This is a genomic window from Roseateles sp. (genome assembly GCF_019237615.1).
GTDB lineage: Bacteria > Pseudomonadota > Gammaproteobacteria > Burkholderiales > Burkholderiaceae_C > Pelomonas.
On record NZ_JAFAGT010000094.1, the window covers coordinates 1 to 25,478 of the forward strand.

Sequence of the window (25,478 nt, forward strand, 5' to 3'; positions counted from 1 at the left end):
CGGTGACGGCGGTGATGTGGGGGTGCTCGTCATTGCAACTCCGCAATGGCTTGCTGCAGCAGCTCGTCGGGCAGGTGGTTGAGCCCCTTGGGCACGGCCAGCCGCATGGCCGTGCACAGGATGCGACTGGCCTGGCGAGGCAGCCCCCCGGAGTTCGACACTTTGGCGCTGTTTTCGGCCTCTTTCGTAGGTGCCGGCCTTTGCAAATCAAGCACTTGGAGGTGCTTTCTTGGATTTTCTTGTAGTGGCAACATGTCCCATGTTTGGTAGATATATTTGAGGTCGGACGCGCTACACTTCGAGCATGTTTGTGAAGCTTGCTCGGAGTCGCGGCCACACCTATGCGCAGCTCGTGGAGTCCTTCCGCGATGACAACGGCCAACCGCGACAACGCCACCTCCTCACACTGGGCCGTGTCGACGAGAACGACGGCCAGGTCGACAAGCTCCTGCAAACCCTGCTGAAGGCTCGCGGCCACGGTCCGCGCGACACCGCCACGCCGCAGGTGCAGTTCGAATCGGCCCTGGTGCTGGGCGATGTGTGGGCGCTGGATCAGTTGTGGCGCGAGATCGGCTTTGACGCGCTGGCCGGCGTCTTCCGCCAGGCCCACTTCACCACGCCGGTCGAGCAGGCCATTCGCGTCATGGTCTTCAATCGGCTGTGCGACGCTGACTCCAAGCTCGGTGTGCTGCGATGGCTGCAAACGGTCAGCATGCCTGGCGTGGAGCCCGGCAAGATCACTCACCAGCATCTGCTGCGCAGCATGGATGCGTTGATGGATCACCAGGGTGCTGTCGATGACTGCGTGGCCCATCTGCTGCGCCCGCTCATCGACGAGGAACTCTCGGTGGTGTTCTATGACTTGACCACCATCCGCAGCGAAGGCCAGAGCGTTCAGAGTGGCGACGTTCGCCACTTCGGGATGTCCAAGGAAGGGGTGGTGGCGCGTCAGTTCATGCTGGGCGTCGTGCAAACCGCCGATGGCATGCCGATCTATCACGAGGTGTTTGACGGCAATACGGCCGAGGCGCCCACGATGTTGCCCACCGTGCGCAAGGTGCTGGCGCGCTATCCGCATATCCGCCGCCTGGTGATGGTGGCCGACCGGGGGCTGCTGTCGGTCGACAACCTGGCCGATCTCACACGCATCACGTTGCCCAACGGCCAGCCACTGGAATTCATCCTGGCCGTGCCGGGGCGCCGCTACACGGAGTTCACGGAGCTGCTGCGGCCCTTGCATGCCGCTGCGGCCGCGTCACCGCAGGAGACCCTCGCCGAGGCGCGCTGGGAAGGCCACCGGCTGGTGATGGCCCACGACCCGGCGCGCGCGCAGGAACAGACGGCGCTTCGTGCCACGCGCATCGCTGCCTTGCAGGCGCGTGCCGAGCAACTCGCGGGCAAGCTTGACGGACAAGACGCGGGCGAGGTTCACCGCGGCCGCAAGCTCAGCGACTCCGGCGCCAAGGCCCGCTTCTTCCACGAAGTGGCCGAGGCCCATCTGTCCAAGATCGTGAAGGTGGACCTGAAGTCCGAGCTCTTCACCTACGACATTGACGCCCAGGCCCTGGAGCGCGCGCAGACGATGGACGGCAAGCTGCTGCTGGTCACCAACGTGGTCGACCTGACGCCCGCTCAAATCGTCGCTCGGTACAAGAGCTTGGCGGACATCGAGCGCGGCTTCAAGGTGCTGAAGTCCGAGATCGAAATCGCGCCGGTGTATCACCGGCTACCCGAGCGGATTCGCGCGCACGCCAGCATCTGCTTCATGGCCTTGATCCTGTACCGGGTGATGCGCCAACGACTGAAGCTGGCCGGCCATCACGCGTCACCCGAGTCGGCCCTGGCGCAGCTGCGCCGCATTCAGCGCCAAAGCGTCAGCATTAACCAGGGGGCGCCGATCACCGGCGTCTCCAACATCAACCGAGAGCAGGCCGACTTGTTTGCGGCCATGAACATCAGGAAGCCCGCCGCCGACGCTCAGCTGAACCTCCTGTAGTGGAAACTTCGAGACCCTTTTGAGGGAAATCAATCACTTACAGCGCTTCGTGTCGAACTCGGGAGCCCCATGCTGGCCTGGCGCAGGATCTCCAGCCCCGCGTCGGACAGCAGCGTGTGCTGGCAGCCGGCGCTCTTGAGGCCGTGGGTGACGCCGGGCGAGAGCTGAGTGGCTCCCCTCCAGCTCAGCGCATCACGATCAGCTGAACCCGGCGGTTCTTGCTGCGGCCTTCGCGGGTGTTGTTGTCGGCCAGGGGCGCAGATTCGCCGTAGCTGATCGTTGCCATGCGCGCCAGTGGCACGCCGGCGCGGGCCAAGTGCAGGCGCACGGCTTCGGCCCGCTTGAGGCCCAGTTGCTGGTTGATCGCGTGGCTGCCGGTAGTGTCGGTGTGGCCCTGGATTTCGATGAACACAGGTTGGTTGTCGGCCTTGAGCTTGGCGACGAGTTGATCGAGTTCCTGGCCGGCCTGCTCGGTGAGTTGAGCGCGGCCCGAGCTGAACGTGATCTTGTCATCGGTCAGCAGGATGCTCATCAACAGGCCGGGCGGCGCGGGCAGATTCTTGGCGGCCTGGGCTCGCTCCGCAGCCTCTTGCTGCAGGGCCTGGATGCGCGCCTCGCTGCCCTGCAGCCGACCGTCCAGCGCCTTGAGGCCGTCGTCATGGGCCTGCACTCGAGTGCCGAGGCCGTCCACGCTGGTCTGCACCGGAGCGACGGTTTCTTTGACGAAATCCTTGGTGGCACAAGCGCTCAGCAACATGACGCTGCTAGCGAGGATCAGGGGAGGAAGTCTCGACATCGGTGGCTCATGGAGGAAGAAAGAGGCGCGACTTTAGGCAGTCCCTCCGGGACAAACGTACCGAGCTGTGAGCAATCCTTGCGCCGTTAACCGGGCCGAACAAAGCCTTACCGTTCTGCGCTACGGGCACAGATCAGCCAGCTTTTGCTGCGGGTGTCTGTCTAAGCTGTGGTTCAAGCGGACTGGGGGCGGTCGGCGCTGCAGCCCCGGTGGGTTTGCCGGGGCTTTTCGCTTTCTGGGGCGGATAGGCAACCAGTCCGACGTTGTCGCAGTCCACGCAGTGGCTGCGGCAAGCGAACTACGTTATCGACGCAAGGAACTGTGCCGCGCGACGAGCTCGTTGTGCAGCAGGAAGCTGGTGCAGCGCTTCCAATAGATTGGCAACCTCATCGTCTTCGCAGTAGAGATAGGGGAGCGACACGCCGAGAGCTTCGGCGATCAGCCTTGCAGTCGCAACGGCCGGCTCATGAACGCCCAGCTCGTACCGGCTGATCCTTGCCCGACTGCTGGACTCATCAATCCCGATGAGTACGCCCACCTTCTCTTGAGACCAGCCCAGCGCCTCCCGTCGCGCGCGCATTCGCCGCCCGACGACAGTTGTCACTGAGCTGACCTCTGCTTTCATGTCACGAGTCTCGTAACAGGTGCATAATTCGTCGTCACGAAATACGTGACAACAAGACGGGGTCGATCCCTGGTGCGTTGCCGCCTTGAGGAGAGCGATCTATGTCCTACTTCTTCTGGGAATCCAAGCGCTGGCTCAGCAACCCGCTCTGCTGCCGTTGCCTGATCGTCGTGCCGTTCGGCAGGCTGCGTGTTCCGATGCGGCGCGAGGGGGAGGCCAGCGCTGCCCAATGGCACCGGGCGCTCGGTCTCTTTACGGATGGCTGGCTCGAGGTGCTCGGCGCCTGGCGCGAGGAGGGTGCCGTGACGCCGCTGCGCATCGCCGCAGGCCTCCGCGACCTGGGCATCAAGCGGATCAAGTCACTGCAATGCGTGGTCAGCCAGCCTGCAGATGGCGCGACTCAACGCGGCCTCGCGTCTAAGCATCGGAAGACTGGTTCAAGATTGCTGATAACCGGGCCTCCGTTTCCAGCATCAGCTCTCCCGAACTGCGCCCCAGCGCTCTGGCGATCTTGAGGATCAATACCAGCGTTGGCATGTGTTCGCCACGCTCAATCTTTCCCATGTGGGAGCGCTCGATACCGGCCAAGTGGGCCAGCGCCTCCTGGGCAATGCCATCTTCCGTCCTTGCGGCGCGAACTACAGCGCCGAAGGCCAAGGCTGGCTCTCTCTCAAAAGTTGTCGCACCAGTTGGTCGTCCTCGTTGGATCGAACGCTTTTGCATGCGCAGAAGCGTCCCGCTTGAAGACAATTTAAACCACGTTATATTTAACTCTATCGACCTGGTCAGGCGACCTTCCCGCCGCCGCTGGTGATGCCGCCTCCTCAGGCGCGGCCGCCAGGGCAGCGTTCGTCCACCGCCTTGAATGGTCAGGCTACTGGGAGCTACTCGATGTCCTACTTCTTCTGGGAATCCAACCGCTGGCTCGGCAACCCGCTCTGCTGCCGTTACCTCGGCGTCGTGCGGTTCGGCAGGCAGTGCGTTCCGATGCGGCACGAGGAATCGGCCAGCGCTGCCCAATGGCACTGGGCGCTCGGTCTCTTCACGGATGGCTGGCTCGAGGTGCTCGGCGCCGTGACGCCGCAGCGCATCGCCGCAGGCCTCCACGGCCTGGGCATCAAGCGGATCAAGTCACTGCGTGCGTGGTCAGCCAGCTTGCAGATAGCGCGACTCAACGCGGCCGGCGAAGTCCGCGAAAGACAGGTCAAGAGCCGACGCAAGCCTGTACAGAACGCTGATCGTGGGCTGCTTCTTGCCCACTTCAATCAACGAAATGAACGGACGGTCAAGGTCGCAACGGCCTGCAAGGTCCTCTTGCGTCAGCGCAAGTTCCTGCCGGCGCGCCTTGATCTCGACGGCGAGCGCATCGATGAGCTTCTGATTTCGGCTGGGTCGCATCGACCCGGAGTGTTTTTGCTTCGTGCACTAAAGACACGTGTCTATTGACAGCAAATCTGCTTTGAGTGATCGTTAGGACAGGCGTTCAACAGGCCTGTCTACCCGTCCACCGCCGTGAGAAGTCACGGTTACTGGGAGTCAAATCGATGTCCTACTTCTTCTGGGAATCCAACCGCTGGCTCAGCAACCCGCTCTGCTGCCGTTACCTGGTCGTGCGGTTCGGCCGGCTGCGAGTTCCGATGCGGCACGAGGGATCGGCCGGCGCTGCCGATTGGCACTGGGCGCTCGGTCTCTTCACGGATGGCTGGCTCGAGGTGCTCGGCACCTGGCGCGACGAGGGCGCCGTGACGTCGCAGCGCATCGCCGCAGACCTCCACGACCGGGGCATCGAGCGGATCAAGGCGCTTGCGGGCGAGGACAGCCTGGCTGTGGCCATGGATCGCTTCCGCCCCAGGGCCAGCCGCCAGGGCATGGCCGAACTCGCCGAGTGCGGCGCCTTCGGCCCGCGCATGCGGCAGGCCATCCGCTGGACCGACGCGGCAGCGCAGCGGCTGCAGGCGCGCATGCAGCGCGTTGCGGGGAACCCGCCACCGCTGCCCGACGATGCAGCCGCGGCCGACTTCCTCGCGCGGGCGTTCCAGCGGGCGGACCGGGATCTGCTGTATGACCGATGGGACCGCAAGCGTCCGGCGCCGTTTGGTCAGGGCGCCTTTGTCGCCGCCCTGGCAGGCGCGGCTTGAGCACCATGTCGGCCCGGCTGCTGAAGAACTGGCAGGACGTCCTGGCAAGGGTGCGGGGGGCGCTGCAGCGTCGCGGGCGTACCGAGCACGAGGCGGAGGACCTGGTGCAGGAGGCGTGGCTGCGCCTGATCCGCTATGAAGACGAAAGGCAGCCCGTCGAGCAGCCCGAGGCCTTCCTGATGCGCACGGCGCTGAACCTGTCCATCGACGCCCACCGCGTGAGCGCGGGCCGCGGCGAGCATGTGCTGCTCGACAACGTCGTGCTCATCGACACGACCCCGTCCATCGAGGCCGTGCTGCTGGCCAAGGAGCGCATGGCGCGCCTGGCCCTGGGGCTGGGCCGCCTGAACGAAAGGACCCGCGACATCTTCCTGGCGCATCGCATCGACGGCCTGCCCTATACCGAGATCGCGAAGCGCCACGGCATCAGCGTCGCGACCGTGCATCACCACGTGGCCAAGGCGACCCTGCGGCTGACCAGTTGGATGGAGGGCTGGTAGCCGTGCAGCCACTGAACACGGGCACCGACGTCCGGGTGACGCTGACGGACGCGCTGCGCGCCGTGACGGTGGTGCGCGGCGAGGCGCTGTTCGAAGTCGCCAAGGATGCCGGCCGGCCGTCGTCAGCGTGGCCGACGCCCAGGTCGTCGCCACGGGGACGGCCTTCCTGGTCCGATCCACGCCGCCGGCAAGGATGGGGGGCGACGCCTTTGGCGTGACGCTGCTTGAAGGCCAGGTGGTCGTGCAGCGCTCGGGCGGCACCGTGGTCATGGCGCCAGGCGAGCGCCTGCGCGTGGGCCGGGCGGCTGACAAGAGCGGACGTGCGGCGCCCAGGGGAGGGCGCCTTGACCGTCCCGTCCTCGACCAGTTGCTGGCCTGGCAACGCGGCGTCGCCGTGCTGGATGACGTCTCCCTGGCCGAGGCCGTCGCCGAGATGAACCGCTACAGCACGGTGCCGATCCGGGGCGCCGACTCGCAAGCGGGGGGCTGCGCGTCAGCGGCATCTTCCGTATCGGGGACAAGGAGGCCTTGGCGCAGTCGGTGGCGAAGCTGCATGGCCCGGTCGTGCGGCCGCGCGACGGCGGCGTGGAGCTGGCGGGCAGATAGCCTTCGATGCCGTGGCGACCCACGCAAGTAGCCAGGATGCGGCTTGCCCATGCCGGCGCACGTAGCGGGCATCGTCAAGAGAGTTGAAACGGATCGTTAGCCCCGATGGGACGGCACGAGACGAAACGGTTCTTCCCGAGACCGCCTGGGACGTTCGGGCGCTCCGGATCTGCGACCGTCTCGGGCTACACATGCCGTCATCGGAGGGGCACGATGCGGCGTCATGTCCACATCAACAGGTTCGTCCACGGGGGTGCAGCTGGAGCTGCTGCCCGATGCAGCGGCGGCAACGGCGCGGGCGGCCTCACTCGGTGCGCTCCCCCTTCCGAACGGTGTCGGCGGCCGCGCGAACTTCGGTCCGGATGGCCAGACTCCATCAGGGGAGAACATCCATCGTCGGGACCGTACCGAGGTTGACCTGCGAGGGTTGCGATCTCGCCTTGAGGCGAGGGCGGCTCAATACGGGACCTCAATTGCAGGCATGGCGAGGCGCGCGATTGTGCTCATGCTCGACGATGGCAGCCCTGAGCCCGTCGACATGGCCGGTGCCGGGGAGTCGCCCAGCGGCAAGGCCGTCCCGGTCACGCTGCGCATGTCGCCCGAGCACGTGGCAACCTTGGCCAGGCGGGCTCGCGCTGCCGGCGTGCACCGAGGGAAGTACATCTGCACCCTGCTGGATGGCGCGCCTGCGCCCGCGCTCCCCGCCGACCACTTGGCCTTGGTCGCCGCGCTGCGGGCCTCGACCGACCGGGTTGCAGCCATGTCTGCCGATCTCAATGCCTTCATGCGGCTGCTGGAGCGTGTCCCGGCCAGCCAGCTGGAAGGCTATCGGGCAGGGTTGAAGTCGTTGGCCGGGGACTTGAGAGAGCACTTGCACATGGCATCGGCGCTGCTCGCCGAGCTCACGCCTTCGAGGAAGCCGCAGCGATGACGGGCCAACAGGTTGACGGCGTTCTCGTGCAATGGGGAGAGCGGCTGTTCTACCCCTCCAACCGCATCGTCAAGTCGCTGCCGACGCCGAGGCTTGAAGCGATGACGCGGCGCAAGGCTGCGGTGATTCGTCAACGCATCGAGGCGCTGGTACGGCGCGCACCGCAGGTGGTGGTCAAGGTCGCAGGCGGCGGTCGGGGCATGGCGGCCATCGCGAGGCACTTTCGCTACATCAGCAGGAACGGGTGCCTTGCCGTCGAAGATGACCGCGAGGTCTTGCGCACAGGGAAGGATGCCGTGCGCGACCTGGTGGACCAATGGCGCTATGGCGGCTCGCTCATCGAGGACGTCAGCCACCGCCGAGAGGCTTTCAACATCACGCTGGCCATGCAGGCCGGGACGAGCGCCGAGCTGCTGAAGAAGGCGGCGCGGGAGTTTGCGCAAGCCGAGCTGGCCGGACACCGCTACGTGATGGTCCTGCACGAGCACCAGGCCAATCCGCACGTCCATCTGTGCGTGAAGGCGGAGGCCGCTTCAGGCAGGCGTCTGTACCCTTGCATGGCGGACATTCATCGTTGGCGCGAGACGTTCGCCGAAAGACTGCGCGGGTGGGGCATCGATGCCGAAGCAACTCGCCAGGCGATCCGTGGCGAGAGCCGCGCCTACGAGCCTTTGTGGCGATTCAAGGCCAGGCAGCAGGGGGGCCTGCGCGCGCAGCCAGCGACGGCCAAGTCAAGGCCGCCCGCCTCGCGCGGCGGGGTCGACGCGATGGTCGGCTGGGCTCACATCCTGAAGGCGCTCGCGGCTTCCGAGGTCGACGCAGACAGAGAACTTGCGAAGCGCATCAGCGGCTTCATTCGCGACTCGTCAGTCTTCAGGGAGGCCGGGCTTCGCCGGCCCGGGCAGGACGTTTCGGTGGTGCGAGAGACGGCGACGGCGCGGCTGCATGACGCGTCAGGGATCAGGCCGGATCCGGCGCCCGAGCGCTGATGCCGTTCGCCGCAATGGGCCTGGCAGAGGTCCTTGCGCCGAGGATCACGGTTCCCGCGCCATCAGCGCCGTGCCGCCAGCCATCCGCTCACCGCGGCCAGTACCTGCGCCGGCCGCTCGCGATGCGGCACATGCCCCGTCGCCGCCAGCAACTCGACCCGGGCGCCGCCTCCGGCCAGCCGGGCGATCAGCTCGGGGTGGCGGGGCGAGCCGTACTCGTCGTCGGCGCCGTGGATGGCCAGCGTGGGGCAGCGCACTTCCGGCAGCACGTCCATCAGCGACCAGGACGCAAATCCCGGGCTCAGCCAGGTGCCCAGCCAGGCCTCCAGCACCCACGCGGCCTGGTCGCCGTGATGGCGCGCCAGCCGCTCCATCTGCTCCGGCGCCTTGAACAGTTCCCTGGCGGCGAGCAGGCCCCGCACGGTCCGGTCCTCGACGAAGGCCTGCGCCGATTCCGTGATCAGCGCCTCGCAGCGCGCATCCAGTGCCGCCGCGCAATGCACCGCCATGCCGCCGCCCACGCTGTGGCCGAAGGCGACGAAGCGATCGATGCCGAGCTGCTCCAGCACCGCCGGCACGAAGCTGCGCGCCTCCTCCGCGATGAAGTCCAGTGGCAGCACGCCAGCGCGCGCGTCGGAGCGGCCGAAGCCCAACCGGTCATGGGCGACGACGCGGCGCCCGGTGGCCGCGGCGAGGGCTGCCGGGAAGTCGCGCCACAGGGCCACGCAGCCCAGCGAGTCGTGCAGCAGCAGGATGGGCGCGGCGCCGGTGCCGGCCGCCGGTGTCCAGGCGCGCGCGAACAGCCGGCCGCGCGGATGGTGGATCCAGTGGTCGTCGATGTGCATGGGCTCGCCACCCTAGGCCCGGGCCGTCCGGCCCTCAGTGGCCGCGCATCGCCCGCCGCGCCGACAGCGCCATGAAGACGGCGAACACGACGACGACCAGCAGCCCGGTGGCCAGCGACGCGCGTTCGGCGATGAGGCCGATCAGCGGCGGGCCGGCCATCATGCCGAGGTAGCCCACGCCCGACACGGCCGCGATGCCGTGGGCCGGCGACACGCCCGGCACCTGGGATGCCGCGCTGAACAGCACCGGCACGACGTTGGACAGGCCCAGGCCCACGAGGGCGAAGCCCAGCAGCGCGGCGAGCGGCGAGGGCAGGGCCAGCGCCAGGGCCATGCCGGCGGCGGCGAGCATGCCGCTGGCGCGCATCAGCCGGGTGCCGGACATGCGGGCGCGCACCCAGTCGCCGCCGAAGCGGCCGAGGGCCATCGCGCCGCTGAAGCTGGCGTAGGCCAGGGCCGCGGTGCTGGGCTGGCTGGCACGCTCATCCTTCATGAAGAGCACGCTCCAGTCGTACATCGCGCCCTCGGCGATCAGGCCCATGGAGGCCAGCAGGCCCAGCAGCACCAGCGGGCCGCGCGGCAGGCTCAGCGGGTGCGTCTCGCCGGCCTCCTTCTCGGGCACGGGCAGCATGGCGCGGCTGGCCAGCAGCGCGACGGCCGCGCCGATGCCGGTGGCCAGCAGCAAATGGGCTTGCGGCGAGAGGCCCAGCGCGGGCGCCGCGCTGCCCAGGCTGGCGCCGGCCATGCCGCCGAGGCTGAACATGCCGTGGAAGCCGCTCATCAGCGGCTTGGCGGCCAGGCGCTCGATCTCGGTGGCCTCGGTGTTGAGGGCCACGTCGAACAGGCTGCCGGTGATGCCGAACACCAGCATCACGGCCAGCAGCGCCGCATAGTGCGGCCAGGCCAGCAGGCAGGCGACGGAGGCGCAGCACAGCACGCCCATGGCGGCGGACACGGTGCGCGGCCCCCAGCGGCCGACGACGCGGCCGGCCTGGGCCAGGGCCATCAGCGCGCCGACGCCGCTGGCCAGCATCGCGATGGCCAGGGCCTGGTCGCCGAGGCCGTAGTGGCCCTTGACGGTGGGCACATGCACCCCCCAGGTCGCGAACATCACGCCCAGGACGAAGAACTGCGCGCGCAACGCGCGCGACGCGCCGACGACCGGCGTCACTTGGTGGTCGCGCTGATGCGGGTGAAGAAGTCGTAGACGCCCTGGTCGCCCATCTTGCGCGCGTCGGCCAGCTCGCCGCCCTCGGTGGCGTAGAGCAGCCGCCCTTCGGGCGACAGCATGGCGACGGCGGGGATGCCCTTCTTCAGCGGCACGCGGTAGCTCTCGGCGATGTCGACGTTGCGGTCGAAGCGGCCCACGTCGACCTTGACGACCTTGAAGCTCTTGGCGATCAGCGGCGCGCTGGGGCCGTGCTTGAAGGTCGCGTCCAGCATGCGGCAGTCGCCGCACCAGTTGGCGCCGAAGACGACGAGGACCGGCAGCCTGGCCTTCTCGGCCTCGGCCAGCGTGGCGCGGATGGCGGCCTTGGCGTCGGCGCCTTCGTCATAGATGGGGGGCGGGCCGCCGGCGCTGGCGGCGAGGCTGGCGCAGGCCAGCAGGGAGGCAGTCAGGAAACGCATGGTGACGAGTGTGCCGGTAGAACGGGAGTGATGCGCGAAGTCGGGAATGAAAGCGCCTTCAAAGGCATGATGCCGATCATGGACAGCGTTGTCAATCGTGAGTCCGGGCCAGGACGTTCCGTCGTCCGGGCTGCGGTGCCCATGGGGGCTTCTAGCGGGACGCCTGGGCGAAGAAGCGCCAGATCACGTCGTTGGCGTCCAGCGCCCGGGACGCGGTCTCCCTGCCGCGGCGCGCGCCGCCGCCGGGCCAGGCATGGCCGCCCGTTGCGGTGACGCAGAGCTGCACGCGGGTGCCGCCGGCGCAGCCGCTGTAGGTCTCGCAGTAGGCCCCATCCCCGGCACCAGGCCCGTCCGGCGTGCGCTGCGGCGGGGCGGTGCAGCGGTCGCGCTGCGCCCAGCGGGACACCGTCTCGGGCACCGACACGAAGTCCATGATCTTGCTCTTGTCGCGGACGGAGCCGGGGCCGGCGCCGCCGTCGAAGAGGACATGGTCGTCGTCCCTGGCGTGGATGTGCAGCACCGAGATCGGCCGGCTCGGCGCGCAATGCGCCGTCGCATCCGTGCCGGCGACGGCGGCGACCGCGCGGAAGACGTCGGCCGCCTCGCAGGCCAGGCGGTGGCTGAACATGCCGCCGTTGGACATGCCGGTGGCGAAGACGCGCGTCGCGTCGATGCGGTAGCGGTCCTGCAGCGCCGCGACGACGGCGCGGGTGAAGCCAACGTCGTCGCTGCCGCGGTCGCGCGCGTCGCCGCAGCAGCCACCGGCGTTCCAGGTGGCGAGCCTGCCGCCGGGCAGCCGGCTGTAGCCGTTGGGGAAGGCGACGATGAAGCCGGCCTCGTCGGCCTTGCGCTGCAGGCCGTGGCGGGCGTCGTCGGCCATGAGGTCGGCGGACCCGCCGCCGCCGTGGAAGGCGAGCACGAGGGGCGCCGGCCGCTCGGGGTCGGCGCCTGCCGGCAGGTGGACCAGCACCTTGCGGCCCTGGACCCGCAGCTCCTGCAGCCCGCCCGCCGCCGGGGCCCCGTCGGCGGCCAGCGCCGCGGGCGGCAGCAAGGCCAGGGCGATGGCGAGGAGCGGGGCGCGCATTGCGTCAGCCGCCGCCGAGGGCCCGGTAGAGCGCGACGAGGTTCTGCGCGCGCTGGCTCTGCACCTGCACGAGGGACTGCTGGGCCGCGAACAGCGAGCGCTGCGCGTCCAGCCGGTCCAGCGCGCTGGAGACGCCGGCCGCATAGCGCTGCTCGGTCGCGCTCAGGCGGCGCGTCTCGGCGTCCACCTGCGCGGCCAGGGCCGTGCGCTGCTCGGCCAGCGTGGCCCGGCCGGCGAGGCCGTCGGCGACCTCGCGGAAGGCGGTCTGGATGGCCTTCTCGTACTGGGCCAGCGCGATGTCGCGATTGGCGCGCGCGCCGGCCAGGTTGGCACGGTTGCGCCCGGCGTCGAAGATGGGCTGCACCAGCGACGGCGCGAAGCTCCAGGCCGAGTTCTTGAACAGGCCCGACAGGCTGGCGCTGGCCGTGCCGGCGCTGGCGGTCAGCGTGATTCGGGGCCAGAAGGCGGCGCGGGCGGCGTCTATGTTGGCGTTCGCCGAGCTCAGCTGGAACTCGGCCTGGCGGACGTCGGGGCGGCGTGCCAGCACCTCGGCGGGCAGGCCGGCGGGCAGCTCCGCCAGCGGTTCGAAGTCGGCCAGCTCGCCGCTGGGCGGCGGCAGGTCGGCCGGCAGCGGGCCGCCGACGAGCAGCGCCAGCGCGTTCTCGTCGAGGGCGCGCTGGCGCTGCGTCTGCGCCAGGGCCGCGAGCGCGGCCTGCAGCGAGGACTCGGCCGCGCGCAGGTCCAGCTCGCTGGCGATGCCGCCGTCAAAGCGCTGGCGGGTCAGCGCCAGCGACTGCTGGCGCGTCGCCACCGTGTCACGTGTCAGCTTCAGCAGCGCCTCGTCGGCCTGCAGCGCGATCTCGGCGTTGGCGACGCCGGCGACCAGCGCCGTGCGCACCGCCTGCTGGCTGGACTGGACCGCCAGCATCTGGGCCGCCGCGGCCGCGCTCAGGCCGCGCAGGCGGCCGAACAGGTCCAGCTCGTAGGCCGAGACCTGCACGCCGGCCTGGTAGAGGCTGAGGATGCCGCCGCCCGCCATGGGCGTGCGCGAGCCGCTGATGCCGGCACTGACCGTGGGCCAGAGGTCGGCGTCGCGGGCCGCGGCGGTGGCACGGGCCGCCTCGATGTTCAGCACCGCGATGCGCAGGTCGCGGTTGTTGACCAGCGCCAGCGGGATGAGCTGCTGCAGCCGCGTGCCCTGGAAGGCCTGGGCCCAGGGCAGCTCGGTGGCGGCGACCGGGCCGCTGCCGCCGGCCTGCGGGAAGGCCGGCGGCACGGCGGCCGCCGCGGCCTCCGCGGCGACGGGGCGCCTGGGCTCGGGGCCGGCGCACGCCGCCAGCAGCGCGGCCAGCGCGATCAGGCTGAGGGTGGCTTTCATGCCTCGTCCTCCTGGGGCAGGTGGGCATCGTGGCGGTGCTGCCGCTCGCTGCCGGGGAAGCGCTTGCGCACGACGACGAAGAAGACCGGTACCAGCACCACGGCGAGGACCACGGCGGTGATCATGCCGCCCATCACGCCGGTGCCGATGGCGCGCTGGCTGGCGGAGCCGGCGCCGGAGGCGAGCACCAGCGGCAGCACGCCGAGGATGAAGGCCAGCGAGGTCATCAGGATGGGGCGGAAGCGCAGGTGCGCGGCCTCCACGACGGCCTCGAGCAGGTCGCGGCCCTGCGCGTGCAGGTCCTTGGCGAACTCGATGATGAGCACTGCGTTCTTCGCCGACAGGCCGATGATGGTGATCATGCCGACCTTGAAGTAGACGTCGTTCTCCAGCCCGCGGAAGTTCGCGCCCAGCACGACGCCCAGCACGCCCAGCGGCACCACCAGCAGCACGGACAGCGGGATGCTCCAGCTCTCGTACAGCGCGGCCAGGCACAGGAACACGGCCAGCAGCGAGAAGCCGAACAGGATGAAGGCGGTCGAGCCGGAGAGCTTCTCCTCGCGAGACTGGCCCGTCCATTCGTAGCCGAAGCCTTCCGGCAGCTGGGCGGCGAGCTTCTCCATCTCGGCCATGGCGGCGCCCGTGGACACGCCCTTGGCCGGCTCGCCGGCGATGCGCATGGTGGCGTAGCCGTTGTAGCGCACGGTCTGCATGGGGCCGGTGACCCATTTGCTGCTGGCGAAGGAGTTCAGCGGCACCGGCTGGCCGGCGGTGTTGAGCACGTTGAGCCGCAGCAGGTCCTCGGGCTGCATGCGCGCCGGCGCGTCGGCCTGCACGATGACGCGCTGCAGGCGGCCGGCGTTGGGAAAGTCGTTCACGTAGCTGGAGCCCAGCGAGGTGCCCAGCACGGCGTTGATGGCGCCCACCGGCACGCCCAGCGCCATCGCCCGCTCGCGGTCGATGCTGAGCTCCAGCTGCGCGGCGTCCTCCAGGCCGTCGGGACGCACCGCGGTCAGCAGCGGGTTCTTGGCGGCCGCGGCCAGCAGCTGGTTGCGCGCGGCCAGCAGCTCGGCGCGGCTGTGGCCGCTGCGGTCCTGCAGGCGGAACGCGAAGCCGTTGGCCCGTCCCAGGTCGCGGATGGGCGGCGGGCTGGTCGGGAAGATGACCGCGTCGCGCACGCTGCCCAGGGCCGCGAACGAGCGCGTCACCAGGGCCTGCGCCGAGTGCTGGGCGCCATGGCGCTCGCCCCAGGGCTTGAGCGTCACGAAGGCCAGGCCGGCGTTCTGGCCGGAGCCGGCGAAGCTGAAGCCCAGCACGCTGACCATGCTCTCGACTTCGGGCTGCTTGAGCATGTACTCCTCGGTCTGGTTCATGACGGCCAGCGTGCGCGCCTGCGTGGCGCCCGGAGGCAGCTGCACGTTGACGAGGATGTTGCCCTGGTCCTCGTTCGGCACGAAGGACGTGGGCAGGCGCGTGAACATCAGCACCGCGACGGCGATGACGACCGCGTAGACCACGAGGCCGCGACCCGGGCGGCGGACGATGCGCGCGACCCAGCCCTCGTAGCGCCTGGCGGTGGCGCCGAAGCCGCGGTTGAACCAGCCGAAGAAGCCGCGCTTCTCCAGGTGGTGGCCGGCCTGCACGGGTTTGAGCAGCGTGGCGCACAGCGCCGGCGTGAACGACAGCGCCATGAAGGCCGAGAACGCGATGGCGCTGACCATCACCGCCGAGAACTGGCGGTAGATGTTGCCGATGGAGCCGCTGAAGAAGGCCAGCGGCACGAACACCGAGATCAGCACCACGGTCACGCCGATGATGGCGCCCGAGATCTGGCCCATGGCCTTCTTCGTGGCCTTGAAGGGCGACAGCCCCTCCTCGCTCATGATGCGCTCGACGTTCTCGACGACGACGATGGCGTCGTCCACGACGATGCCGATGACCAGCACCATGCCGAACATCGTCAGCACGTTGATGGAGAAGCCCAGGGCGAGCAGCGTCGCGAAGCTGCCCAGCAGCGCGATGGGCACGACCAGCGTCGGGATCAGCGTGTAGCGGATGTTCTGCAGGAACAGGAACATCACGAGGAAGACGAGGAACACCGCCTCGACCAGCGTCTCGACGACCTGCGAGATCGAGATGTCGATGAACAGCGAGCTGTCGTAGGGGATGGAGGCCGTGACGCCGGCCGGGAAGTAGGGCGTCAGCTCCTTGAGGCGCTGCTTGATCAGCTTGGCGGTCTGCAGCGCATTGGCCGACGGCGCCAGCTGCACGCCGATGCCCATGGAGGGCTTGCCGTTCAGCCGCGTGGAGCGGCCGGTGTAGCTGTCGGCGCCCAGCTCGATGCGGGCCACGTCCTTCAGGCGCACGCTGGAGCCGTCGGGGTTGGCGCGCAGCTGGATGTTGCCGAACTGCTCGACGCTGGTGAGCTGGCCGCGTACCACCACGGTGGCCGAGACCTGCTGGCCCGGCACGTTGGGCAGGTCACCGATGGAGCCGGAGCTGACCTGCGCGTTCTGCGCCTGGATGGCCGCGTTCACGTCGGCCGGCGCGAGCTGGAAGCCCACCAGCTTGGCCGGGTCCAGCCAGATGCGCATGGCGCGCTCGGTGCCGAACAGCAGGCCCTGGCCCACGCCCGGCACGCGCTGGATCTCGGGCAGCACGGTGCGCGAGGCGTAGTCGCCCAGCGCGATGGGGTCCATGTCCGGGTTGCTGCTCGACATCATGATGAAGAGCAGGAAGTTCGGATTGGCCTTGTCCACCCGCACGCCCTGCTGGATGACGGCGGCCGGCAGCCGCGGCGTCGCGCGCGCCAGCCGGTTCTGCACGTCCACCTGCGCCAGGTCGGGGCTGGTGGACGGATCGAAGCTCAGCGTCAGCGAGCCGGTGCCGTCGGCCTGCGCCACGGCCTCCATGTAGATGAGGCCCGGCGAGCCGTTCATCTCGCGCTCGATGACGCTGATGACGGAGTCCTCCAGCGTCTGCGCGGAGGCGCCGGGGTAGGTCACCGACAGCACGATGGACGGCGGCGCCACCGGCGGGTACTGCGAGACCGGCAGCTGCGTGACTGCCACGCTGCCGATGACGATGATGAAGAGGGCGATGACCCACGCGAAGATGGGCCGATTGATGAAGAACTGCGCCATGTCTGCTCCGCCGGATCAGCGCGAGGCGGCCGATGCGGGCGCGGCAGGCGCGGAGGCCGCCGGAGCCCAGGGCACCGGGCGGGCCTTGCCGCCGGCGCGCGCCTTCTGGAAGCCGTCGGCGACGACCTTCTCGCCGGTCTTCAGGCCGCTCAGCACCAGTGCCATGCCGCCCTGCGGCGCGCCAAGCTTGACGGGGCGGGCGCTGACGGTGCCGTCCTCGCCCACCACCAGCACGCTGTCGCCCATGGCACTGCGGCTGATCGACTGCTGCGGCACCCAGATGCCGTCGGCCACCTCGGCCTGGACCAGGCGCACGCGCACGTACAGCCCGGGCAGCAGCTGGCCCTGCGGGTTGGGCAGCTCGGCGCGCAGTGTGATCTGGCCGGTGCCGGCGTCCACGCTGAGGTCGGAGAACAGCAGCCGGCCCGGCTGCGGGTAGACGCTGCCGTCGTCCAGCACCACGCGCACCTGCGCGGCCTCCTTGCCCGCCGCGCGCTGCAGCTGGCCGTTGGCCAGCGCCGCGCGCATCCGCATGACCTCGGCGGCCGGCTGGGTGAAGTTCACGTAGAGCTTGTCGATCTGCTGCACGATGGCCAGCGGGGTGGCCTCGCCCTGGCCCACCAGCGCGCCCTCGGTGACGAGGGCCCGGCCCGAGCGGCCGGCGATGGGCGAGGTCACGGTGGCATAGCCGAGGTTGATCTGCGCCGTCTGCACGGCCGCCTTGCCGGCGGCCACGTCGGCCCTGGCCTGCTGGGCCGCGGCCTGGGCGCTCAGCGCGTCCTGCTGGCTCACGGCCTGGGTCTTGGCCAGCGGGGCGTAGCGCTCGGCCAGCGCCTGCGCCTGCAGCAGGTTGGCCTCGGCACGCGCCAGCTGGGCCTGGGCGCTGGCCAGCGCGGCGCGGTAGGGCGCCGCGTCGATCTCGAACAGCGGCTGGCCGGCCTTGACGTCGGAGCCTTCGGTGAAGAGGCGCTTTTGCAGGATGCCGGCGGCGCGCGCCCGCACCTGGGCGACCCGGAAGGCCTCCAGCCGGCCGGGCAGCTCGATGGTCAGGTCAGCGCGGCCCGGCGTGGCCGTGACGACGCCCACCTCGGGCGGCGGCGGTGCCGGCGGCGCGGCCTTGCTGTCGCCGCCACCGCAGCCGCTCAATGCGCCGGCCAGCGCTGCTGCGCCCGCCATGGCCTTGGCGCCTCGCGCCACTCCAACCCATGCCCCCATGCTGGCCCTTTCGAGTGTCGCCGGCCGCTGCGCCGGCAAAGCCGTCGACTGTAACGATCAGGGCGAAACCTCGCCGGTGAACGAACGCAAAGCCTTCAGCCGCGCGGCCTGCACCGCCTTGCCGATCTCCGCGCCCTTGGCGCCGCGCGCCATGGCCGCGGCGCTGGCGGCGGCCAGGTCCACGGCCTGCGTCGCGGCCAGGTCGGCCAGCAGCCGCCCGCGTTGCGGGTAGTCGCGCGCTTCCAGCCCGAGGCGCCCGCGCGCGTCGCATTCGCAGGCCCACAGCAGCTCGGCAAAGCGCTCGGGCCGGCGCCAGGCATCGCAGCGCTCCAGCAGCCGCAGCCGCGCTTCGGGCCCGAAGCCCAGGCTCTGGTGCACGTGGGTGTGCTCGCGGGCGACCAGCTCGGCCAGCTCGCGGCAGTCGGTGGGCACCTTGCAGCGTGCGCTTACATCGCGTGCCAGCCTCTCGCTGCGGCCCTCGTGGCCGATGTGGCGGGGCAGGTCCTCCTTGCGCGTCGTGCCCTTGCCGAGGTCGTGGCAGAGGCAGGCATAGCGCACGGTCAGCGGCGCCCGCTGCTCGGCGCATTGGTCCAGCACCATCAGCAGGTGCACGCCCGTGTCGACCTCCGGATGGTGGGCCTCGGGCTGGGGCACGCCGAACAAGGCCTCCACCTCGGGCAGCAGCCTGGCGCAGGCGCCGGCCTCGCGCAGGACCTCGATCATGCGCGAAGGCTTGTGCTCCATCAGGCCGCGCGACAGCTCCTGCCAGACGCGCTCCGGCACCAGCGCATCCACCTCGCCGGCGTCCACCATCGCGCGCATCAGCCCGACGGTCTCGGGCGCCACCGTGAAGTCGGCGAAGCGCGCGGCGAAGCGTGCCAGGCGCAGGATGCGCACGGGGTCCTCCGCGAAGGCGGGCGAGACATGGCGCAGCACCCGGTCGCGCAGGTCGCGCTGGCCGCCGTAGGGGTCGATGACCCGGCCGGCGTCGTCCTCGGCCATCGCGTTGATGGTCAGGTCGCGGCGCACCAGGTCCTGCTCCAGCGTCACGTCCGGCGCCGTGTGGAAGGCGAAGCCGTGGTAGCCCGCTGCCGTCTTGCGCTCGGTGCGGGCCAGGGCCACTTCCTCGTGCGTGTCGGGGTGCAGGAAGACGGGGAAATCCTTGCCGACGGGCTGGTAGCCGGCGGCAGCCAGGTCCTGGGGCGAGGCACCGACGACCACCCAGTCGCGGTCCTGCACGGGCAGGCCGAGCAGGCGGTCGCGCACGGCGCCGCCCACGAGATAGGTCTGGAATTGAGGCATCGGCCGGATTCTGCGGCCACACTGGCGGCATGCAGACCCTCAGCGAACACCTTGCCTTCGGTGGCACCCAGCGCTTTCACCGCCACGACTCGGCCGAGATCGGCCTGCCCATGCGCTTCGCCCTCTTCCTGCCGCCGGCGCCGCGCGCGCTGCTGGTCTTCCTGGCCGGGCTGACCTGCACCGAGGAGACCTTCACGATGAAGGCCGGCGCGCAGCGGCTGGCGGCCGAGCTGGGCCTGGCCCTGCTGATGCCCGACACCAGCCCGCGCGGCGCCGGCATCCCCGGCGAGAGCGAGGCCTGGGACTTCGGCGTCGGTGCCGGCTTCTACCTCGATGCCACCCGCGAGCCCTGGGCCCGGCACTGGCGCATGGAGAGCTGGCTGATGAACGAGCTGATCCCGCTGGTGCAGCGCGAGACGGGCCTTGCCAGGACCGGCCTGTTCGGGCACTCGATGGGCGGCCATGGCGCGCTGACGCTGGCGCTGCGCCACCCGGGCCGCTTCCAGTCGCTGTCGGCCTTCGCGCCCATCGCCGCGCCCACGCAGTGCCCCTGGGGCCGCAAGGCGTTCGCGGGCTACCTCGGCGAGGATCGCGGCCGCTGGGCCGCGCACGACGCCAGCGCGCTGATGCGGGCCCAGGCCGGCGCGCCCTATCCGGGGGGCATCCTCATCGACCAGGGCCTGGCCGACAAGTTCCTCGCCGAGCAGCTCCACCCCGAGGCCTTCGAGGCCGCCTGCGCGGCGGTGGGCCAGCCGCTGACGCTGCGGCGCCACGCCGGCTACGACCATGGCTACTACTTCATCGCCAGCTTCGTCGACGACCACCTGCGCCACCACGCGGCCCGGCTTTGAGTATTCGCACGATCGTGCTAAATTGAGCGCCATGGAAACCCGCAGCGAACGCGCCGAGGCGACGCTGGCCGCCATCGTCGATGCGGCCCTGACCATGGCCGCCCTGGAGGGGCTGGAGAGCCTGACCCTGGGCGAGGTGGCCAAGCGGCTGGGGCTGTCCAAGAGCGGCGTGTTCTCGCGCGTCGGCTCGCGCGAGCAACTGCAGGTGGCCGTGCTGCTGGAGTACGACCGGCGCTTCCAGCAGGCCGTCTTCGTGCCCGCCATGCGCGAGCCGCGCGGCCTGCCGCGGCTGGACGCCATCATGCGCCGCTGGCTGGCCCGGGCCACCGACACCGACCGCGCGCTGTCCTGCATCTACACGGCCGGCGCCTTCGAGTACGACGACCGCGAAGGCCCGGTGCGCGACCAGCTGCAGGACGGCGTGCTGCGCCTGCGCGCCGCGCTGCGCCGCACGGTGCTGCAGGCCATCGAGGCCGGCCACCTGCGCGCGGACCTGGACGTCGAGCAGTTCGTCTTCGAGATGGATGCCCTCTTCACCGGCCTGCTGCGCGACACGCGCTTCCTGCGCGACCCGCTGGTGCACCAGCGCGGCATCAAGGCCTGGGAGCGCATGCTGGCCGCCGCCCGGACGTCCGCGAGCCCGGCCTGAAATTTTTTGCCCACATATCGCACGGTCGTGCGAAAAAAAGGAGTCGCAGCCATGTCCACCCACAACCCCGCCGCCGCCTTCTTCGCCTCGCCGGCGGCCCGCGGCGTCGCCGCCGTGCTGCGCGGCCTGCAGCATGTCTCGCCGGCACTGGGCACGCGCGTCGCGCTGGGCCTGTTCTTCACGCCGGTGCCGACCAAGTGGCTGGCCCGCTCGCGCGCCGTGCCGCGCCCCTGGGTGGAGCGCCGCCTGCCCTTCGAGGGCGGCCACGTCAGCGTCTGGCAGCGCGGCGACGTGGCGCCCGGACGGCCCAAGGTCTTGCTGACCCACGGCTGGGCCGGCGATGCCCAGCAGATGCGCCCGCTGGCCGACGCGCTGGCCGCCGCCGGCTTCGAGCCGCTGCTGCTGGACCTGCCGGCCCATGGGCGCAGCAGCGGCTGGCGCAGCAACCTGCTGCAATGGGTGCGGGCGTTGTTCGCCGTCAGCGCCCGCTTCGGCCCCTGGGAGGGCGTCGTCGCGCATTCGCTGGGCGCGATGGCCCTGTCCCATGCGCTGGCCCGCGGCCTGCCGGCGCGGCGCGCAGCGCTGGTCGCGCTGGCGCCGCCACCCTGGCAGTTCCTGCGCTGGTTCGCCGACGCCATGGGCATGGGCGAGCCGCTGGCGGCGCGCATGCGCGGCCACATCGAGCGGCGCGAGGGCGCGTCGCTGGGCCACTTCGAGCCCGCCTGGCTGGGCGAGCGCGTCGCGCAGCCCACGCTGATCGTGCACGACCGCGGCGACGCGACGGCGCCGCTGGCAGGCAGCGAGGCGCTGCTGGCCGGCCTGGCCGCCGGTCGCCTGCACGTGACCGAGGGCCTGGGCCACCGCCGGCTGCTCAGCGACCCGGCCGTCATGCAGCAGGTGCTGGCGCATCTCGACACCCGCGGCCTGTAGGCAGGGCAGGGCGCCGGGCTGCCCCCAGGCGTCGCCGTTCCCGCGATGGGCTCGCTGAACCGCCGGGGGACAATCCCCCGATGGCTGTCCTTTCCCTTACCAATGCCCATCTCGCCTTCGGGCATGTCGCGCTGCTCGACGGCGCCAATTTCGCGCTGGAGACCGGCGAGCGCGTGGGCCTCATCGGCCGCAACGGCACCGGCAAGTCCTCGCTGCTGAAGATCCTGGCCGGCCTCGAGAAGCTGGACGACGGCCTGCTGCAGCAACAGCAGGGCCTGACCAACGTCTATGTGCCGCAGGAGCCCGCGCTGCGCGGCGACGCCACCATCTTCGACGTCGTCAGCGAGGGCGTCGCCGAGGCCAAGGCGCTGCGCGAGCGCTACGAGCGCCACGACGAGAACGACGACCTGGCCTGGGTGCAGGAGCGCATCGAGCACATCGGTGCGTGGAACTGGGAGCAGCGCGTCGACGAGACCCTGCACCGCCTGGGCCTGGACGGCAGCCGCCTCGTCGGCAGCCTGTCCGGCGGGCTGAAGAAGCGCGTCGCGCTGGGGCGGGCGCTGGTCGCCCAGCCCGACGTGCTGCTGCTGGACGAACCGACCAACCACCTGGACCTGGACGCCATCACCTGGCTGGAAGGCCTGCTCAACGACTTCAAGGGCTCGCTGCTGCTGATCACCCACGACCGGCAGTTCCTGGACAACGTGGCCAACCGCATCGTCGAGCTGGACCGCGGCCAGCTGCGCGGCTATCCCGGCAACTTCGCCGCCTTCCAGGCCGCCAAGGCCTATGAGCTGGAGAACGAGGCGCTGGCCAACGCGCGCTTCGACAAGCTGCTGGCGCAGGAGGAGGTGTGGATACGCAAGGGCGTCGAAGCCCGCCGCACGCGCTCCGTCGCGCGCATCCAGCGCCTGGAGGCCATGCGCCTGGCGCACGCCGCGCGGCGCGACGTGCAGGGCAAGGTGCGGCTGGACATCGACACCGGCTCGGCCAGCGGCAAGATCGTCGCGGAGCTGGAGGACGTGTCCAAGAGCTTCGGCGATCGCGCAATAGTGCGCGGTTTCACCAGCACCATCCTGCGCGGCGACAAGGTCGGCCTGATAGGCCCCAACGGCGCCGGCAAGACGACGCTGCTGAAGATGATCCTCGGCGAGCTGCCGCCCGACAGCGGCACCGTGCGCCTGGGCTCGCGGCTGACGGTGGCCTACTTCGACCAGATGCGCGACACGCTCAACCTCGACGCGACGCTGGCCGACACCATCAGCCCCGGCTCGGAGTGGATAGAGATCGGCACGCAGAAGAAGCACGTCAAGAGCTACCTGGGCGACTTCCTGTTCTCGCCGGCGCGTGCCAACTCGCCGGTGCGCACGCTGTCCGGCGGCGAGCGCAACCGCCTGCTGCTGGCCCGCCTGTTCGCGCGGCCGGCCAACGTGCTGGTGCTGGACGAACCCACCAACGACCTCGACATCGAGACGCTGGAGCTGCTGGAGGAACTGCTGGCCGAGTACGACGGCACGGTCTTCCTCGTCAGCCACGACCGGCGCTTCCTGGACAACGTCGTCACGTCCACCATCGTCTACGAGGGCGACGCGCGCTGGCGCGAGTACGAGGGCAGCGTCGAGGACTGGCTGACGCAGTCCAGGCGCGCCGCCGCGCTGCAGGCCCAGGCCGCGCCCAAGGCCGCGCCCGCGCCGGCGCCGGCGCCCGAACCGGCCCCGGTCGTCGCGAACAAGCGCAAGCTCAGCTACAAGGAGCAGCGCGAGCTGGACGAGATCCCCAGGCAGATCGCCGCGCTGGAGGCCGAGCAGACGCAGCTCAACGCGCTGATCGCCGGCAGCGAGCTCTACACGCAGGGCGCCAAGCGCATCGCCGAGGTGACCGAGCGCGCCGCCGACATCGACGCCGAGCTGCTGGCGCTGATGGAGCGTTGGGAAGTGCTGGAAGCGAAATGAACGCCCTGCACCACGAATGGCTGGCGCTGCAGGCGCAGCACGAGCGCTATGAAGCGCTGGCCCTGGCCGTGAAGCTGCTGGCGTTCGCGGCGGTGGTGGTCGTGCCCGACGACGGGCTGGCCCTGGCGCTGCTGGCCCTGCTGTGGCTGCAGGAGGCCGTGCTCAAGACCTTCCAGGGCCGGCTGGGCGGGCGCCTGCTGGTCGTGGAGGCGGGCCTGAAGGCGGGCGAGGGCGTGGTCGCGATGCAGCTGCATGGCGACTGGCAGGCGCAGCGGCCGCGCGGCGCGGCGCTGCTGGCGCAGTACTTGAAGAGCGCGCTGCGCCCGACGGTGGTCCTGCCCTATCCCTTGCTGATGGGGCTGGTCGTGGCGATCTGATTCACGCCGGCAGCAGCTTGTCGATGGGCACGAAGCTGCTCTGCCCCTTGAGCTGGACGACGGTCCCGCCGTTGCGGTGCACGACGTGCTGGGCCACATGCAGGCCGCCGTTGAAGCGCACCTGGTCGCCGGGCTTGACGATCAGCTGGGGCGGCAGCATCGGCCGCGCCGCCGGGCGGGCGTCGCGCGCCTGGCCCTGCGGGCCGGGCGGTTTCCAGGCCAGGGCTTCGAGCGAGCGGGTCACCTCGGCCTTGAGCTGCTCGGCGCTGAAGGGCTTCTTCAGCAGGAAGCGGGCGCCGTGGGCCTCGGCCTCGAACTGGTGCTCCGGCGTCACCTCGAAACTCAGCAGCGACAGCTGCAGCGAGGGCTGCGCCTCGCGCAGGCGCTGGTAGAGCTGGATGCCGCTCAGCGCCGACCTGGGGAACCAGTCGGTGATCAGGAAATGGGGCTTGAAGACCAGGCCCTGGAGCAGGGCCGCCTCGGGGTCGGCGCAGCAGAGGATGCGGTCGAGCGCGAAGCCATGGCTTTGCAGCAGTTGGCGCGCAAAGCTCTGCACGCCGGCCAGGGGGTCTACAACGAGAAATTTCAAGGGGTCGCTCACGTCCACGTCGGGCGCCGGGATTCTGCCGGCGCCGACGTGACGGGTTGGCGACCCGCCCGTTGGGAGCGAGAACTATTCGTCGCCTTGCAGGCGGCAGAAATCGGCCCGCAGGCCTTGCGGCGTGCGCGCCAGGTAGAGGGCCTGGGTGCCGCTTCCTTCGCGGGTTAGGGTGTGGATCGCATCACCCATGCCGGCCGGCAGCGCGCCGGCAAAGCGCAGGCTGAACTGCTCGCCCGAGTTCTGGCCGGTCAGGGCGCTGGCGGATTGCAGCGTGACGGCGTGGCCGTCGACTTCGAAGCGCTGGCCCACATGGGCCTGCCAGCTGGCCAGACCGGCCTGGGCGCCGAGGCTGGGGCGCACGGCGGCCAGCGAGGCCGTCGTGCCGGCGCTGGCGGCGATCGCGGCGCCACCGCTCTTCAGGAAATCGCGCTTGTTGATCACGGCAGGCACTCCTCGGGTTGCGGATGGCGGGCGCCGGCGGGCCTGACCATGGCCTGGTAGAGGCCCTGGGGCGCGCCTTCGGCGACAAAGCCCAGCCGCTCGTAGAGCCGCCGGGCGGGGTTGTGGAGCTCGACCTCGATGCCCAGCGGTCGGTGGCCATTCGCCGCGGCCAGCGCCTGCAGGCAGCACGTGCCCAGACCCTGGCCGCGCCAGGCGGGCAGCAGGGCGATGTCCAGGATGTGCAGGCGGTCGGCGCGCTCGTCCAGCCAGAGCCGGCCGGCCACCGTGTCGCCGTCGACGAGGATGAGATGGCATACGGAGTCCGCAAAGTGGCGCCGGTAGTGCTGCTGCTGGGCCGCATGCTGGTGGCGCACGAAGGCCTGGCACTGCTCGGGCGGCCAGCCGGTCAGGGCCAGTTCCTCGGCGCGCGTGCCGGCGTAGATGGCGAGCTGCCAGGCCTCGTCGGCCGGGGTCGCCGGGCGCAGGCGGTAGTCCATGGC

27 protein-coding genes are annotated in these 25,478 nt (G+C 70.4%); 12 read left to right on the top strand and 15 right to left on the bottom strand.

Going from position 1 to position 25,478, the window contains the following annotated elements; all coding sequences use genetic code 11:
- Positions 1-29: 29 nt before the first annotated feature.
- Positions 30-254, bottom strand: a complete 225-nt coding sequence (locus JOY88_RS19665; protein WP_293504338.1) for a hypothetical protein — start codon at positions 252-254, stop codon at positions 30-32.
- Between the two features lie 50 nt (positions 255-304).
- Between JOY88_RS19665 and JOY88_RS19670 the strand changes: the two genes are divergently transcribed.
- A complete protein-coding gene (locus JOY88_RS19670; RefSeq protein ID WP_293504339.1) occupies positions 305-1,996 on the top strand; it encodes an IS1634 family transposase in 1,692 nt (563 codons plus the stop codon).
- Between the two features lie 184 nt (positions 1,997-2,180).
- Here JOY88_RS19670 and JOY88_RS19675 read toward each other — a convergent pair whose 3' ends face one another.
- Positions 2,181-2,792: an OmpA family protein gene (locus tag JOY88_RS19675; RefSeq protein ID WP_293504340.1), complete on the bottom strand. Its 612-nt coding sequence runs from the start codon at positions 2,790-2,792 to the stop codon at positions 2,181-2,183.
- Between the two features lie 298 nt (positions 2,793-3,090).
- Positions 3,091-3,417: a helix-turn-helix domain-containing protein gene (locus JOY88_RS19680; protein ID WP_293504341.1), complete on the bottom strand. Its 327-nt coding sequence runs from the start codon at positions 3,415-3,417 to the stop codon at positions 3,091-3,093.
- Positions 3,418-3,518: 101 nt separating this feature from the next.
- Here JOY88_RS19680 and JOY88_RS19685 point away from each other — a divergent pair, with 101 nt between their 5' ends.
- On the top strand, positions 3,519-3,932 hold the full coding sequence (locus tag JOY88_RS19685; protein ID WP_293504378.1) for a hypothetical protein: 414 nt from the start codon (positions 3,519-3,521) through the stop codon (positions 3,930-3,932).
- Here JOY88_RS19685 and JOY88_RS19690 read toward each other — a convergent pair.
- Positions 3,835-4,140, bottom strand: coding sequence for a helix-turn-helix domain-containing protein (locus JOY88_RS19690; RefSeq protein WP_293504342.1), 306 nt, complete (start codon positions 4,138-4,140; stop codon positions 3,835-3,837). The genes JOY88_RS19685 and JOY88_RS19690 overlap by 98 nt on opposite strands.
- A 168-nt stretch (positions 4,141-4,308) precedes the next feature.
- Here JOY88_RS19690 and JOY88_RS23220 point away from each other — a divergent pair, with 168 nt between their 5' ends.
- The 5 genes from JOY88_RS23220 (at position 4,309) to JOY88_RS19715 (ending at position 8,581) form a co-directional block, all read left to right on the top strand.
- Entirely contained in the window at positions 4,309-4,863 is a 555-nt protein-coding gene (locus tag JOY88_RS23220) for a hypothetical protein (RefSeq protein WP_524539240.1), read from the top strand.
- 98 nt (positions 4,864-4,961) lie between these two features.
- Entirely contained in the window at positions 4,962-5,555 is a 594-nt protein-coding gene (locus JOY88_RS19700) for a hypothetical protein (RefSeq protein WP_293504344.1), read from the top strand.
- Positions 5,556-5,560: 5 nt separating this feature from the next.
- On the top strand, positions 5,561-6,055 hold the full coding sequence (locus JOY88_RS19705; protein ID WP_293504377.1) for an RNA polymerase sigma factor: 495 nt from the start codon (positions 5,561-5,563) through the stop codon (positions 6,053-6,055).
- Between the two features lie 829 nt (positions 6,056-6,884).
- Entirely contained in the window at positions 6,885-7,592 is a 708-nt protein-coding gene (locus tag JOY88_RS19710; protein ID WP_293504345.1) for a hypothetical protein, read from the top strand.
- The gene (locus JOY88_RS19715; protein ID WP_293504346.1) at positions 7,589-8,581 is read left to right on the top strand and encodes a relaxase/mobilization nuclease domain-containing protein; all 993 of its coding nucleotides are present in this window, start codon (positions 7,589-7,591) and stop codon (positions 8,579-8,581) included. The genes JOY88_RS19710 and JOY88_RS19715 overlap by 4 nt, the downstream gene beginning before the upstream one ends.
- A 62-nt stretch (positions 8,582-8,643) precedes the next feature.
- Here JOY88_RS19715 and JOY88_RS19720 read toward each other — a convergent pair whose 3' ends face one another.
- The 8 genes from JOY88_RS19720 to JOY88_RS19755 form a co-directional block, all read right to left on the bottom strand.
- Positions 8,644-9,426 (bottom strand): alpha/beta fold hydrolase, encoded by a 783-nt coding sequence (locus tag JOY88_RS19720; RefSeq protein WP_293504347.1) that lies wholly within the window; start codon positions 9,424-9,426, stop codon positions 8,644-8,646.
- A 34-nt stretch (positions 9,427-9,460) separates the two neighbouring features.
- On the bottom strand, positions 9,461-10,597 hold the full coding sequence (locus JOY88_RS19725) for an MFS transporter (RefSeq protein ID WP_293504348.1): 1,137 nt from the start codon (positions 10,595-10,597) through the stop codon (positions 9,461-9,463).
- Positions 10,594-11,055, bottom strand: a complete 462-nt coding sequence (locus JOY88_RS19730; protein ID WP_293504349.1) for a thioredoxin family protein — start codon at positions 11,053-11,055, stop codon at positions 10,594-10,596. Before JOY88_RS19730 ends, JOY88_RS19725 begins: the two co-directional genes overlap by 4 nt.
- A gap of 151 nt (positions 11,056-11,206) precedes the next feature.
- Entirely contained in the window at positions 11,207-12,139 is a 933-nt protein-coding gene (locus JOY88_RS19735) for an extracellular catalytic domain type 1 short-chain-length polyhydroxyalkanoate depolymerase (RefSeq protein WP_293504350.1), read from the bottom strand.
- Positions 12,140-12,143: 4 nt separating this feature from the next.
- Complete coding sequence (locus tag JOY88_RS19740) at positions 12,144-13,517, bottom strand: efflux transporter outer membrane subunit (protein ID WP_293504351.1); 1,374 nt, start codon at positions 13,515-13,517, stop codon at positions 12,144-12,146.
- Positions 13,514-16,660, bottom strand: coding sequence for an efflux RND transporter permease subunit (locus JOY88_RS19745; protein WP_293504352.1), 3,147 nt, complete (start codon positions 16,658-16,660; stop codon positions 13,514-13,516). Before JOY88_RS19745 ends, JOY88_RS19740 begins: the two co-directional genes overlap by 4 nt.
- A 15-nt stretch (positions 16,661-16,675) precedes the next feature.
- Positions 16,676-17,836, bottom strand: coding sequence for an efflux RND transporter periplasmic adaptor subunit (locus JOY88_RS19750; protein WP_293504353.1), 1,161 nt, complete (start codon positions 17,834-17,836; stop codon positions 16,676-16,678).
- A gap of 96 nt (positions 17,837-17,932) precedes the next feature.
- The gene (locus JOY88_RS19755; protein WP_293504354.1) at positions 17,933-19,177 is read right to left on the bottom strand and encodes a multifunctional CCA addition/repair protein; all 1,245 of its coding nucleotides are present in this window, start codon (positions 19,175-19,177) and stop codon (positions 17,933-17,935) included.
- Positions 19,178-19,206: 29 nt separating this feature from the next.
- Here JOY88_RS19755 and fghA point away from each other — a divergent pair, with 29 nt between their 5' ends.
- From fghA to JOY88_RS19780, 5 genes are all read left to right on the top strand, one after another.
- On the top strand, positions 19,207-20,028 hold the full coding sequence (gene fghA / locus JOY88_RS19760; RefSeq protein WP_293504355.1) for an S-formylglutathione hydrolase: 822 nt from the start codon (positions 19,207-19,209) through the stop codon (positions 20,026-20,028).
- A gap of 31 nt (positions 20,029-20,059) precedes the next feature.
- Positions 20,060-20,677: a TetR/AcrR family transcriptional regulator gene (locus JOY88_RS19765; protein ID WP_293504356.1), complete on the top strand. Its 618-nt coding sequence runs from the start codon at positions 20,060-20,062 to the stop codon at positions 20,675-20,677.
- A gap of 51 nt (positions 20,678-20,728) precedes the next feature.
- Positions 20,729-21,607 (top strand): alpha/beta hydrolase, encoded by an 879-nt coding sequence (locus JOY88_RS19770; protein WP_293504357.1) that lies wholly within the window; start codon positions 20,729-20,731, stop codon positions 21,605-21,607.
- Between the two features lie 80 nt (positions 21,608-21,687).
- Positions 21,688-23,559, top strand: coding sequence for an ATP-binding cassette domain-containing protein (locus JOY88_RS19775; RefSeq protein WP_293504358.1), 1,872 nt, complete (start codon positions 21,688-21,690; stop codon positions 23,557-23,559).
- Positions 23,556-23,936, top strand: a complete 381-nt coding sequence (locus JOY88_RS19780) for a hypothetical protein (protein WP_293504359.1) — start codon at positions 23,556-23,558, stop codon at positions 23,934-23,936. Before JOY88_RS19775 ends, JOY88_RS19780 begins: the two co-directional genes overlap by 4 nt.
- A gap of 1 nt (position 23,937) precedes the next feature.
- On the opposite strand, the gene JOY88_RS19785 is transcribed toward JOY88_RS19780, so the two are convergent.
- The 3 genes from JOY88_RS19785 to JOY88_RS19795 all read right to left on the bottom strand — a co-directional run bounded on the left by JOY88_RS19785 (position 23,938) and on the right by JOY88_RS19795 (position 25,475).
- Entirely contained in the window at positions 23,938-24,525 is a 588-nt protein-coding gene (locus JOY88_RS19785) for a response regulator (protein WP_293504360.1), read from the bottom strand.
- An 84-nt stretch (positions 24,526-24,609) separates the two neighbouring features.
- Positions 24,610-24,978, bottom strand: coding sequence for a DUF6916 family protein (locus JOY88_RS19790; RefSeq protein WP_293504361.1), 369 nt, complete (start codon positions 24,976-24,978; stop codon positions 24,610-24,612).
- Positions 24,975-25,475, bottom strand: coding sequence for a GNAT family N-acetyltransferase (locus tag JOY88_RS19795; RefSeq protein ID WP_293504362.1), 501 nt, complete (start codon positions 25,473-25,475; stop codon positions 24,975-24,977). Before JOY88_RS19795 ends, JOY88_RS19790 begins: the two co-directional genes overlap by 4 nt.
- Positions 25,476-25,478 lie beyond the last annotated feature (3 nt).